The organism is Halomonas sp. AOP5-B2-8 (genome assembly GCF_052376475.1).
Lineage (GTDB): Bacteria > Pseudomonadota > Gammaproteobacteria > Pseudomonadales > Halomonadaceae > Vreelandella > Vreelandella casei.
The window spans coordinates 406,884-419,357 of record NZ_JBQSVS010000001.1; the positions used below are offsets into that span (position 1 = coordinate 406,884).

Below are 12,474 nucleotides of genomic sequence, written 5' to 3' on the forward strand. Positions count from 1 at the left end.
TTCATTAACGGGTGTGCAATAGCGCACCCGCTAGACAATAGGAGTGAATATGCAAACCTTAGTATTGGCGCTATATGTACTCATCTGGCCGTTAATCTCCCTCGCCATTTTCGCGATCATCGGCATTGCCACCGTTAACGACATTCGCGTAGCGCGACGCGATAAACGCGAACTGGTGTGAAATAACGATTAAAAAACGGTTAGCACCGTTTTAAGCAGTAAGGGGACAAGGCACGGCAAGGGACTGCCGCGTCTTGTAGGCCAGGATCTATTTCAAGTTCATATCTATTTCAGAGCTATAGCTAGGTCTACATCAAGCTCCAAAATGCATCAACCAGCGGGTTCTTTAAGTTTTTCTTTAACGTAAACAAGCCAATATCGTAGGGTTCCAGCTCAGGCGTCACGTCGAGCACCCGGATACGGTCCATCAATGGGCTGTTATCAAGCACAATCTTTGGCACCACGCCAATCCCGAAGCCCAAGCTCACCATACTCACAATCGCCTCATTACCGGTGACCTGTGCATAAATGCGCGGGGCGATATCTCGTTGGCGAAACCATTCGTCCACACGCGCTCGTGAGACACCGCTTTCAGATAAAATCATCGGGATGCTTGCCCACTCCTCCGCTGCCGTTGGCGAATTCATGGGCACATTTGGCACCTGCTGCTCAAGCGGCGCAATAAACAGCAATGGCGACGTCGCAATAGGTTTAAATGCCAGGCCTCGCGCTAAGTTTGCAGGCTGAGCCGCAATACTGAGATCCTCTTTACCATCTAAAACATGCGCAATCGCGTGCTCTGGATCCCCCGTACGCAGCTTTATTTCAATCGCAGGATAGGCAATACGAAAGCGGCGCAGCAGCTCATAAAGAAAGCTGTAGCTAGCGGTGACGGAACCATACAAGCTGATTTCACCGCTTAACTGATCAGAATTATCGGTTAACTCATGGCGGATCAAGTTCCACTGGCTGCTGGTATCGCGCGCGTATTTAAGAAATTTTTGGCCTTCCTGGGTCAACGCCACGGTTCGATTGTCGCGATTAAACAGCGACACCCCCAGCTCGTCTTCTAAATGACGAATGTTACGCGACAGCGCAGAAATGCTGATATGGCACTCATCGCTGGCGCGCCCGAAATGCAGCGTTTCTGCCAAGGCGAGGAATTGTTTTAAGGTTTTAAAATTCATAGGTGTCATTCTATCTCGTCATTGCATAAAACGGGATGTGTTATTGCAAATATATCAATTTAAGAAATAGTCACTTTTGTATAGATTAGCCTTATTCACATGGCGCTGAGCTCCATCTTGAGCGGCCATGTCATGCATTTTTAATACCGAATTCAAAGTATCGGCGTGTCTTACAGCGATTTTTTATATCAATATTATGCTCACCAAACATTAGGATGTTAACGATGGCTAACTATTTCAATACCTTACCGCTACGCGAGCAATTGGCTCAGCTAGCGCAATGCCGCTTCATGCACAGCGCTGAGTTTGCTGATGGCGTCGAAGCACTAAAAGGCAAAAAAATGGTAGTGATCGGCTGTGGTGCACAGGGCCTTAACCAAGGTTTGAACTTGCGCGACAGCGGCCTAGACGTTTCTTACGCACTGCGCCCTGAAGCCATTGAGCAAAAGCGTCAGTCTTGGAAAAACGCCTCTGAAAACGGTTTTGTGGTGGGCACTTATGAAGAGTTAATCCCCACCGCAGACGTTGTTTTGAACCTGACACCCGACAAGCAGCACACGTCGGTTGTGACAGCGGTGATGCCGCTGATGAAGAAAGACGCCTGCCTGTCTTACTCTCACGGTTTCAACATCGTAGAAGAAGGCATGAAAGTGCGCGAAGACTTAACCGTCATCATGGTGGCACCGAAGTGCCCAGGCTCTGAAGTTCGCGCTGAATACGTGCGTGGTTTCGGTGTTCCTACCCTGATCGCTGTTCACGAAGCCAACGACCCTAAAGGTGAAGGCCTGGCGCTGGCAAAAGCCTACGCGGTAGGTACTGGCGGCCACAAGGCGGGCGTGTTGATGTCGTCTTTCATCGCGGAAGTTAAATCCGACTTGATGGGCGAGCAAACGATCCTTTGCGGCATGCTGCAAACGGGCTCTCTGCTGTGCTTCGACAAAATGATCGAAGAAGGTATCGATGCAGGCTACGCGTCTCGCTTGATCCAATTCGGCTGGGAAACCGTCACCGAAGCGCTGAAGTACGGCGGCGTGACGAACATGCTAGATCGTCTTTCTAACCCAGCGAAGATCAAAGCGTTTGATCTTTCTGAAGAGTTAAAAGACATCATGCGCCCGCTGTACAACAAGCATCAAGACGACATCATCAGTGGCCACTTCTCTCATACAATGATGGAAGACTGGGGCAATGATGACAAAAATCTACTGCAGTGGCGTGCCGATACCGCTGAAACGAACTTCGAGAAAACCCCGGCTGGCGATGTAGAAATCTCTGAACAAGAGTTCTTCGACAACGGTATTTTGATGGTCGCCATGGTTAAAGCCGGCGTTGAGCTTGCGTTCGAAACCATGACAGCGGCGGGCATCGTTGCTGAATCGGCTTACTATGAGTCTCTGCACGAAACGCCGCTCATCGCCAACACCATCGCGCGTAAGAAGCTCTACGAAATGAACGCGACGATCTCTGATACCGCAGAATACGGCTGCTACCTCTACAACCACGCCTGCGTACCGCTGTTGGCAGACTTTATGAAAGGCATTAAATCCGACGTGATCGGTAAAGGACTTTCTTTAGACGACAACGGTGTGGATAACGCTCGCTTGATCGAAGTTAACGCTGCCCTTCGTTCACATCCCGTCGAAGCCGTTGGCTCGGTTCTGCGTGGCTACATGGCTGACATGAAAAAAATCGTTTAATCGGCTAATGAACCGATAGGCGTCTAGGTTTTCAAAATCGAGCGCCACCAAAAAAAGCCGAGCTATCATCACGATATGCTCGGCTTTTTTGACTCTTCTGTGCTTAAACAACTTCTATCGAACAGTGTAAGGAAGACAGTAATGGATCCATTAATCCGCCCAGGCACTATCCGCTTAACAAAAGCGACGGTTAGCTTTGATGATCGCTTCACGCTAAGCGAGATTGATTGGACCATTACGCCAGATCAACACTGGGTGATTACGGGTACTAATGGCGCGGGAAAATCGGCCCTGGCGGCTACGCTAGCGGGCATTGGTGACATTAAGGGAGGAAGTATTCAAGGGCTTCCCAGCAACGTGGGAATCGTCTCTTTTGAAGCCCAGGCGGAGCTTATCGCCCAGGAGCTCAAAAAAGACGACGCCGATATTATGGACGTCATTTCACTCGGCACGCCCGTTAGTGAAATGATTTTTGATTACTGCCAAGATCATCAACTCGCCAGCGAACTGGTAGAAAAATTCGGGCTGACAACGCTACTCGATCGCGCGTTTCGAAAACTTTCCACCGGCGAAACGCGTAAAGTCATGCTGATTCGCGCACTGGCCAACAAGCCTGATTTACTTATTTTAGACGAGCCGTTCGATGGCCTAGATGTGGCCACGCTGGCCATGCTGCAAGCACATCTCACCTCTATTATCGACACCGTTCCTATGGTCATGGTGCTGAATCGTTTTGATGAAATGCCGGATTTCATCACGCACGTGGCCTATCTAGACAAAAAAAACGCGGACAATAGAAAAGGTAAAAAGACTGGCGACCAGGGGCGCCTAGCGCTCACGGTAGACCGTCAGGACGAGGCCGCCTTTAATGAGCTTTATCAGTTGCTGCATTTAAAAACCACCGACCTAAGCGTGCCAGAGGCCGACCCTACCCATAAGCTACCCGCTCTCGATCCAAGCCAGCCATTGGTAAAACTAACGCAGGCAACGATTCAATACGGCGACACCGTGATTGTTGATAAGCTCGACTGGACCATAGAACGGGGCCAGCATTGGCAGCTGAGTGGGCCTAACGGTAGCGGCAAAACCTGCGTGCTGTCGTTGATCACCGGCGATCATCCGCAGTGCTATACCAACGATATTTTTGTGTTTGGATTCCAGCGCGGTAACGGCGAAAGCATCTGGCAGATTAAACAATTTATCGGCTATGTATCCACTAACCTGCAATGGGAATACCGCGTTAGCACCAGCTGCAAAAACGTGATTATTTCTGGCTTCTACGACAGCATTGGCATGTACACCAAGCCCACCGACAGCCAGAAAAAAATTGCCGACCAGTGGCTGGAGCTGCTGGGCATGACAGAGCGCGCCGACCAGCCGTTTAACAAGCTTTCTTACGGCGACCAGCGCCTGCTGCTCATCGCCCGCGCGATGGTCAAACATCCGCCCCTGCTGATTCTAGACGAACCCTGCCTTGGCCTGGACGAAATGAACCGCCAACTCGTCCTGGCTCTGATCGAAAAAATCTGCCAAGGCTTCGAAACCACGGTGCTTTACGTCAACCACCACGCGGAAGACCAGATAACGGGCATAGAGCATTACTTAGGCTTGGAAAAGAATCACTAGCGCAGAGTTAAGCGATGCGCACCAGCAACAGCGCTCATGATTGAGCGCTTAAATGCCATAATCCCGCTCCACCTTGGCCACCCGAACTTTAAACGCTGAGTACCACGCTTTGTGGCCCAAGCGCTGGGCTTCAAGATGCTCAGCGTTCTGCTTCCAGCGCTTGATGGCTTCCTCGCTTGCCCAGTACGAGACGGTGATACCCACCGCCTCACGCGCAGACTCAATGCCCAGAAACCCCTCCTGCTGGGAGGCAAGCGCGAGCATTCTGTCAGCCATTGCCCCGTAGCCATTATCTTGCTCGGTGCGCACAGAGCTGAAAATGACCGCGTAATAAGGTGGGCTGGGGGTGTTGGCAATTGACATTGCATCCTCTGGAAATGTTGTGACGTGCACCGCTTTCTTAACCGTCTCTACAGCCATCGTTGGATGCTCTATTAGTCTTTTTTATCTATCGTTATCTCAATAGTTTTACTGTCGCCAGCAAACCATTTCTGAACGTACAGCGTACCCACGATAGGCGCCGTTCCTTCCTCGGGCACTTCCTTGTAGCGCACACTATTTTTGGTTTCTTTTTCGTATTCAAACATAACTACTTTCTTCGACATGACATGTACCCGATATATAACGATTGAAACCTGGGCGACTAACGCCGCTCAGCTGGTGTGTGGCGTGATTCGCGCTATTAAACACTAAACATTTAGCGTTCCCAAAGGCCTGAATCATACATGAGGCGCATGGTGTAGTTGAGCTGAAGCGTTTGGTTACCGTCGCATTCAATCTCGCTACTTCGCCCTACTGGAGAAGGCCCCGTTACCGATATGGAAGAATATGTTCTGAGCGGGTCAAGCAGCCTGTACTCGTAGCCGTCATTTGAAAACACGATGGAGGCGTCACCGTTACCCGCGGCGTAGTAGTTGAAAAACCCCAGTGGCGGCCTTTTTTCAGGTGGATAAACAAACTCAACTTGGCCATTGCGTGACGCGCGGTACTGCATATAGCCGGACGTACGGTTTACAACAGGCGACGAGCAGAGCGAAAACACCTGATTATCCGCTTCACAACTCCACAGCGTGGCCTCTTCCTGATCGCACAAAGGGCTTTGCTGATAGTCATCCCGATACGCTTCCCAATCAGCCTGCGCAATGGCGGGCACTGGCTTTGTTTTGGAGGAAAGATCAGTTTCCTGCGATAAAACGGCGGGAGTGGCCAGCATTAGGCATATCGATAGCAGCGGTTTCATCATGTTGTTTATAGTCCCCAGCGTTAGGCTATACCGCGCTACCCAGCTTCATCACCATTGGCTGTACGCAAAGCGTCGAACCGGCTCTCAGCGCTTCAAGCTGCCCTGTTGCGATAAAACCAGACGATTTATATAAGCTAACGGCACCTTCGTTGCCTGTCGTCACGGCAAGCGCTAATAGATTACACCCGTAGCCGATTGCCCAGGCTTTAATTTCCCGCAGAAGAGATGTTGCGATGCCCTTTCCTCTTAGCGCTGGTGAAACCCACATTTGATAGATATGCGCCGTTGCCACATCAGGCTTATGTATCACGCCCCAAGCAAGACCAACGGGCAGGCCGCCAATCTGTACGATAAGTGGAAGCGCATTAAGGGCTCGTGATTGAAGGTCTAGGCGTAACTGCCATTCCGCATCTGATAATACGGCCTCCTGCTCATACGTTGACCCAAACGAGTTTGGGGCATCCCTTAAGGATTTCAATCTGACTGTTTTGTATAAAACCCAATCTTCTGGCGTTAATAAACTGATCTCGAATTCATCCATCGCATGGCCTTAGGGCATAACGCCAACTCATCTATTTATACTCCTAAAGAATTGATCAGCCTCTTTTGGGCTTCTCAAGCGTATAAACTCAACGTGCTTAATAATTAGGGCGCATCCGGTGAACACCTGCGAGGCCGAGAACATGCTTGAGCGAAGAGTTATGAGCTACTTACTGGCTCAATATCTTCACCAAACATGATCCGATGGCCCTCGGGTGTTTCGACACCAAACTCTCGCAGGCCCCACGGTTTGTCAGCGATTGCCTGAAAAACATCCGCCCCACGGCGTTGGTAGTCCCGATAAATCTCGTCGATACCCTCACAGTTTACATAGGCAAAGTACGAGTGTTCATGCGTATCTCGCGCAGACACTTCATCAGGGCAGTGGCCTAACATGATATGAAAACTGCCTAGGCTTAAAAACGACCAACCCTCCACTCGGAATCGAACGGAAAAGCCAAGCTTGTCGAGGAAGTAGCGTTCGGTGCTCTCAATATCTTTGACTGCAAGGACATGCTGGGTTGATGTAACTGTAAACATTGATGGCACTTCCTAGTGTTGTGGGTACTTGTAGTGAATTTTTGAAGCTGTCACTTTAGTAACGCGACGCGGCGAAAAGCTTCCAGCCAACAGTGATGTTCTAAAGATATCTACGAAAGCTGGATCAATTCAGACCGCTTCTACTAAAACAGCTTTAGACTATTAATCAACCAACTCAACACCTAAGACTTCTAACAAGCTTAACGCTTCATATCGTGAAAACTTAGCCTTTTGGACATTATTTTCTAGTATATTAATGGCATACGCCGTTGACTCGCTAAAATCGACTTCTTGCAAATTTGTTCTCATAAACACACTACGACTGAAATCACTATCTGTCATTTTCGAACTAACAAAACTACCTTCACGAAAGTCGACATCATGTAACTTACAATCATCAAAAACCAACTCACTTAAGGTAAGACCAAAGAAAGACGAGTCATTTAAAATACAGCGCCTAAAACTCAGCTCAAAATCTAAGTGGAAAGCTGACCACGTCGCTTTCGTCCAATCAACTCCAACCAGCTTACTATCTTGAAAATCAAGCTCAAATAGCTTTGTATTTGAAAAATCAACCAAGCTGAGATTACAACGATCAAATGTGCAGCTAGTGAACTTACAGTTCTGAAATTTAGATGCTGAGAAATCACAATCGGAGAACCGGCAACCTTCGAATTCGATGCTGATATAGTGTTTATCAGGTAACGAAAGCTTCTCAAAAGAAACGTCGAAATAATGCTCACTATTTTTTAATGCTGTCATCGTATCCTCTGAATAGCTTAATACTTGGGCTTAGTCACTGGTTTGGGGCGACAGCGAGAAATCGGCCGGTTGCCGCTCCTGGCTATTTCATGAACCATGACGCTGAGCATAGTGGCGACACGTCAGCTGCGTCCGGCGGCCATAGACCTCAACTTGTTACACATTGTTCTGCCATTCTAAGTACTTACATACATTGTCGTATTCAAGCCATGGCACATCGTGTGAAATCCAAATATGCGCTTCAGGCTTCAATTCAGGGTCATCATCCAACGTGGCCACTCGAACAATAACATGTGGCTGCGCGATTCTTTCCGCCACCAGGTGAGAACCACAGTGCCTACAGAAATGACGAAGCTTCCCAGGTGATGATTCATAGGTTGAAAGAGACTCAAGACCTTTGAGCCAGCGGAAATGTTCACGTTTTACACCCGCCGTTGAGGCATATGGGGCCGCGTGCGCCTTGCGACACGTCTGACAATGACAATGAACGATCGGCATATCCAAGGAATCTATTTCGTAACCAATTTCGCTGCACAAACAGCTTCCTTTCAGTCCCACTCGATGATCTCTCTTTTGGTATTTAACAACGCTTTAAAACGTGCACTTTTCAACGTCTTTTTTGATCCCATTGTTATGTGTTTTCATTGTAGGTTAGCTCTATTTTACTGCCTTGAAAGTCTTTAAAAAGAGCGTTATGCGCACTGTATGAAAGAGCGTCATCTCTTTCCCCATATCCCGCAATCCAATCAAGGAGCATGGGAAGATTGTCATCTTGTGCTTTTTTTGATGCGTATTTATGAGGCTCCAACGGTCTATTTCTCGCATTTTCCTGGCAAAGATGAACGGGCAAATTCATAAATATTGCTTCACTTGCGAACGGCTTTACCAGCTCAAGCAAGTCAGCGTAACAGCCTTCTACGACCCACTCTTTATTTTCACCAATGAAAGCCTGAATCTGCTCACTCACCTGACCTATCGGTCGTCGCTCGGGCGGGTTCGAAGGCAGCCACGCTAGAGCATCTAAATCGAGATGGGTTAGTCCTTGTTTTTTAAATTTTCGGGCTAATGTAGATTTCCCGGAACCAGAGTTTCCAAAAATGATTATTTTTCTCATGGGCTTCCGTTCTTGATTTAGGCATAACGCTGCGCTCACCGGCTAGTCCGGCGCAGCGCTTGGTTAGACATTTGCCACTGCTAGTTCTGGCCAAATTTCCAGCCACCTTTTTTCGGCCATGCGTTTCCTGAAATCAACTGGCTTAGGCCTCTTGGGGTTTAGCGTAATAGAGTAATTAAATAAAGGTTCGACGCCAAAAGGAGCGACAATGACGACCTCACCACTGTCATCCAATGTGGCTCCGACTGCTGTTTCAACTTCTACCCAATAGCTCATAGCATCTTCTGTGGACGCATACGGACTATCTGAATTCCGTATATGCATTCTCGCCTGGTTCTTTACCGACCATGGGAAGTCGGATATCGTTTTGAGTTGCTGTTCTAAGCCTCTATCCGTTTCCTCGCTTGTATTGTCCGGATCAAAGTAAATCAAGTCGATGTCACTCAGAGCTGTCGCGCAGCTATACCCATGAACTCTATCCCACACAGTGTTGCGGACGAAGCCAGCGGCAAGGCACCAATCACTCAACCCCAGCGAACTGGCAATGAAAAGCGCCTGCATTCGCATGGAGTCTTCCAATATCCACTTCTTGATCTGTGCACTGTTGTCCATTTCGATGCCTAACGCCTGAATTAAGCCGCGCCGCGAAGCGGCGTCGGCTTGAATGAATTGTTAGACCGCTGACCTACAGTCTTAGACGCCATATAAGGGAAGCTATGGTCGGCTGCAGATGCCGAATCCGTCGCTGTAGGTCTCCGTAAAACGTATCGAATTCCGTGTAGGCAATTCTTGCGGATTCTGCCTTCTCAAGAGCCACCGAAAGCTCTTGATTAAGTTCTAAGAGAGCCATGCCGGCCTTTTTGTGACCGAGATAGAGAAGATCGGAACCTATAAGCAAGAGATCCGCGTTTGCCGTTTCGTGTCCACTGATCTTGGCGGAACCTTCCCATCTGTAATCTATTCTGCGCACGACACGCAAAGCTTCGCTCCGTAGTGCAGCAAATCTGGTGAACTTGGTCACCACCCAGCTGGAGATGAGGCCAGTAGCGATACCAACGAGTACATTCCCAAAAAACTGCATGGACTTCCCCAGCGGTCTAACGCCGCCAGAACGCGGCAGCTTTGTAGTTGTTTTTTTTGTGGCAGTCTTTTTCGCCACAAAAAAGCGACGGAAAAGCTGCTCGCCGTTACTGGCTTTGTTAACTGTTTCCCAACCAACACGCTTTGGACGCAAGATGGACATCTTTGATGCCTTTTGGTTGAAAAGGAGTATCAAGTGCTGCCAGGGCTATTGATACCCAATCAGGATATTTTTTACTACCACTCCACTCAATATTGGAACCACAAGTACTACAGAATTTTCTGATAATGCTTCCCGATGAATTGTATGAGGCTAGCAGCTCTTGGCCTGAGACATACTTCAAGTCCGATTTCGGCACGCTCGCATAAGTTGCAAACGCGGCACCATGCTGCTTTTGACACATTTTACAATGGCAGTGTGATGTAGCCTTTGGCTGTGATAAAAGCTCAAAAGATACAGATCCACATAAGCAACTACCTCTGTGCATTACCCCTCCAGACAGTTAACAGTGATTATATACCCGGCTGCATAACCTCAATGAACGCGCTGGCGCGTTCATTGAGGTTATGCAGCCGCTCTGATCAAATCTACCTCATTGATTCTATTGCGAGCAAAGAAAATTTTGGCTACCTATCCAAAATTCGCGTGCTGGCACGATTTGCCATTCTCAATAATACTGTATACAAATACACGTTAAAATTAATAAAAAGGGATACCCCATGAAGCTAATGGATAGGGTCCGGGCTACCTTGCGGGTAAAACGCTATAGCCTTCGTACTGAGAAGACGTATTGCTATTGGATTCGCTTCTTCATTCGTTTTCATGGAATACGCCACCCTGCCACGATGGCGGGTGAAGAGGTCAGGCAATTCCTGGAGCACCTTGCAATTGAAAGGCATGTGGCAGCTGCCACACAAAATCAGGCACTTAATGCCATCGTATTCCTGTATCGGCACGTACTTGAACAACCGCTTGGTGAGATTGGCACTTTTAGCCGAGCCAAGCGCCCTCAGCGTTTACCGGTCGTGCTTTCCCATCAAGAGGTAATGCGTGTTTTCGAGCATCTTGCAGGCTCCATGCGCCTAATCGCTTCTCTCATGTATGGCTCCGGCTTACGTGTTTCTGAAGCCTGCCGTCTGCGTGTCAAAGACCTCGACTTTTCACGACACGTGATCACCGTCCGCGCCGGCAAAGGTAACAAAGACCGTACTACTCTCTTACCACCTTCTTGTATGGCGTCATTGCAATCTCACGTTCACCGGGCAGAGCAGCAACTGACCAAACGCCTTGAAAGCAGCGCGATACCTGTATCGCTACCCCATGCGCTAGACCGAAAGTACCCAAATGCAGGAACGTCGCTTGCATGGCAGTGGCTTTTTCCTTCATCAAAGCCCTGTTTTGATGCCGAGAATCGGGTAGTGCTCCACCATATTCATACCTCCGCCGTCCAAAAAGCGGTGAAACAAGCCATGCGTGCGGCGTCTTTAACGCGCCCAGGGTCATGCCATTCTTTGCGTCATAGTTTCGCGACTCAGCTGCTTAGCCAAGGTACGGACATTCGCACGCTGCAAGCATTGCTAGGGCATAAAAGCGTCGAAACCACTCAGATATACACACATGTACTGGGTAATGACTTTGCGGGCGTAAAAAGCCCACTGGGTTAACGGTGCCACCTGACTGAACAGGATAACGCTCTTTCCTCCCTTGCATCACTCCCACCTACCTCCTACACTCCACCAACGAACAGCTTGACGGGGTGCCGGTGAATCCGGCTGAGATGGCGCAGGGTCTGTCCTTTTTAAGGATGCCGAGCGCTGGTCCCGCTGAACCTGATCCGGCTAATGCGCTGTATTTCATATGAGATGCGACGCGGGTACCGGCGTAGGGATCAAGCGATGGCCATGGCTAGCTCTCTTACGATCGCACGCCACCTTTCCGCGCCATTTCCTCGATCTTTTTCGCCTTACCTCCGGATCATCACCACCGGAGGCATCATGGGCTACCGCTTTACTGATCTCACCACCGCTTGCCAGCAAGATTGGCGCGCCTATATTGAGCACGATTTTGTGCGCCAGCTGGGTAATGCCACGCTGCCTGAGGCGTCGTTTCGCCACTACTTAAAGCAGGATTACCTGTTTCTGATTCACTTCGCCCGCGCCTATGCGCTGGCCGCCTATAAAAGCCCAACGCTTGCGGATTTGCGCCAAGCCCACGAAGGCTTAAAAGCCATTGTCGATGTGGAGCTGGGCCTGCACGTGGGCTTTTGTCAGGAATGGGGCATTAGTGAAGCAGAACTGGCGGAGCTTCCCGAAGCCAGGGCGACGCTGGCCTACACTCGCTATGTATTGGATACCGGCAATCGCGGCGACCTGCTTGACCTGCACGTAGCGCTGGCCCCGTGCTTAGTGGGCTATGGCGAAATCGCCAACTGGCTGAACGCCCAGCCTTCCACCCTGCGCGGCGCGCAAAACCCGTTTGATGCGTGGATTGCCATGTATGAAGGCGAGGAGTTCCAGGCAGCTATGCAGTCGGAGCTTGAATGGCTCAACGCCCGCCTTGCCGATGTGTCGCCCGCCCGCTTTAAAGAGCTGAGCAAAATCTTCCGCGATGCTACCCGCCTGGAAATCGACTTCTGGCAGATGGGCCTGTCGCTAACAGACGAAGACCTGCCTCACTAATCCTTC

17 protein-coding genes and 1 riboswitch are annotated in these 12,474 nt (G+C 49.5%); of the genes, 5 read left to right on the forward strand and 12 right to left on the reverse strand.

The features are described from left to right. The first annotated feature begins 49 nt into the window (after positions 1–49). Positions 50–181 (forward strand): putative transporter small subunit, encoded by a 132-nt coding sequence (locus ACT3RP_RS01835; RefSeq protein WP_217990293.1) that lies wholly within the window; start codon positions 50–52, stop codon positions 179–181. A 127-nt stretch (positions 182–308) separates the two neighbouring features. On the opposite strand, the gene ilvY is transcribed toward ACT3RP_RS01835, so the two are convergent. Next, the gene (gene ilvY, locus ACT3RP_RS01840; RefSeq protein WP_441684892.1) at positions 309–1,187 is read right to left on the reverse strand and encodes an HTH-type transcriptional activator IlvY; all 879 of its coding nucleotides are present in this window, start codon (positions 1,185–1,187) and stop codon (positions 309–311) included. Between the two features lie 224 nt (positions 1,188–1,411). On the opposite strand from ilvY, the gene ilvC reads away from it, so the two are divergent. Next, a complete protein-coding gene (gene ilvC, locus ACT3RP_RS01845) occupies positions 1,412–2,884 on the forward strand; it encodes a ketol-acid reductoisomerase (RefSeq protein ID WP_096281643.1) in 1,473 nt (490 codons plus the stop codon). A 141-nt stretch (positions 2,885–3,025) separates the two neighbouring features. Then, positions 3,026–4,510 carry a molybdate ABC transporter ATP-binding protein ModF gene (modF, locus tag ACT3RP_RS01850; protein ID WP_483393116.1) on the forward strand — a complete coding sequence of 495 codons (1,485 nt, stop codon included), beginning with the start codon at positions 3,026–3,028 and terminating at the stop codon, positions 4,508–4,510. 48 nt (positions 4,511–4,558) lie between these two features. Here the strand turns inward: modF and ACT3RP_RS01855 are convergent, their stop codons facing one another. The 11 genes from ACT3RP_RS01855 to ACT3RP_RS01905 all read right to left on the reverse strand — a co-directional run bounded on the left by ACT3RP_RS01855 (position 4,559) and on the right by ACT3RP_RS01905 (position 10,277). Further along, complete coding sequence (locus tag ACT3RP_RS01855) at positions 4,559–4,873, reverse strand: antibiotic biosynthesis monooxygenase family protein (protein ID WP_301734114.1); 315 nt, start codon at positions 4,871–4,873, stop codon at positions 4,559–4,561. Positions 4,874–4,944: 71 nt separating this feature from the next. Beyond that, positions 4,945–5,097 carry a hypothetical protein gene (locus tag ACT3RP_RS01860; protein WP_483393361.1) on the reverse strand — a complete coding sequence of 51 codons (153 nt, stop codon included), beginning with the start codon at positions 5,095–5,097 and terminating at the stop codon, positions 4,945–4,947. 110 nt (positions 5,098–5,207) lie between these two features. Continuing rightward, positions 5,208–5,753: a hypothetical protein gene (locus ACT3RP_RS01865; RefSeq protein WP_483393117.1), complete on the reverse strand. Its 546-nt coding sequence runs from the start codon at positions 5,751–5,753 to the stop codon at positions 5,208–5,210. 25 nt (positions 5,754–5,778) lie between these two features. Beyond that, entirely contained in the window at positions 5,779–6,294 is a 516-nt protein-coding gene (locus ACT3RP_RS01870; protein WP_483393118.1) for a GNAT family N-acetyltransferase, read from the reverse strand. Between the two features lie 158 nt (positions 6,295–6,452). Beyond that, positions 6,453–6,833 (reverse strand): VOC family protein, encoded by a 381-nt coding sequence (locus ACT3RP_RS01875; RefSeq protein ID WP_483393119.1) that lies wholly within the window; start codon positions 6,831–6,833, stop codon positions 6,453–6,455. A 162-nt stretch (positions 6,834–6,995) separates the two neighbouring features. Next, on the reverse strand, positions 6,996–7,595 hold the full coding sequence (locus ACT3RP_RS01880) for a pentapeptide repeat-containing protein (protein WP_483393120.1): 600 nt from the start codon (positions 7,593–7,595) through the stop codon (positions 6,996–6,998). 156 nt (positions 7,596–7,751) lie between these two features. Beyond that, on the reverse strand, positions 7,752–8,153 hold the full coding sequence (locus tag ACT3RP_RS01885) for a GFA family protein (protein WP_483393121.1): 402 nt from the start codon (positions 8,151–8,153) through the stop codon (positions 7,752–7,754). 73 nt (positions 8,154–8,226) lie between these two features. After that, complete coding sequence (locus ACT3RP_RS01890; protein WP_483393122.1) at positions 8,227–8,709, reverse strand: P-loop NTPase family protein; 483 nt, start codon at positions 8,707–8,709, stop codon at positions 8,227–8,229. 63 nt (positions 8,710–8,772) lie between these two features. After that, positions 8,773–9,321, reverse strand: coding sequence for a nucleotidyltransferase family protein (locus ACT3RP_RS01895; protein ID WP_483393123.1), 549 nt, complete (start codon positions 9,319–9,321; stop codon positions 8,773–8,775). Between the two features lie 73 nt (positions 9,322–9,394). After that, positions 9,395–9,952 (reverse strand): hypothetical protein, encoded by a 558-nt coding sequence (locus ACT3RP_RS01900; RefSeq protein WP_483393124.1) that lies wholly within the window; start codon positions 9,950–9,952, stop codon positions 9,395–9,397. Beyond that, positions 9,909–10,277, reverse strand: coding sequence for a GFA family protein (locus ACT3RP_RS01905; RefSeq protein ID WP_444672641.1), 369 nt, complete (start codon positions 10,275–10,277; stop codon positions 9,909–9,911). Before ACT3RP_RS01905 ends, ACT3RP_RS01900 begins: the two co-directional genes overlap by 44 nt. Before the next feature lie 232 nt (positions 10,278–10,509). On the opposite strand from ACT3RP_RS01905, the gene ACT3RP_RS01910 reads away from it, so the two are divergent. Next, positions 10,510–11,454 carry an integron integrase gene (locus ACT3RP_RS01910; protein ID WP_483393125.1) on the forward strand — a complete coding sequence of 315 codons (945 nt, stop codon included), beginning with the start codon at positions 10,510–10,512 and terminating at the stop codon, positions 11,452–11,454. Positions 11,455–11,532: 78 nt separating this feature from the next. Next, positions 11,533–11,695, forward strand: a riboswitch (TPP riboswitch). A gap of 89 nt (positions 11,696–11,784) precedes the next feature. After that, a complete protein-coding gene (gene tenA / locus ACT3RP_RS01915) occupies positions 11,785–12,468 on the forward strand; it encodes a thiaminase II (protein ID WP_483393352.1) in 684 nt (227 codons plus the stop codon). The last annotated feature ends 6 nt before the right edge of the window (positions 12,469–12,474 follow it).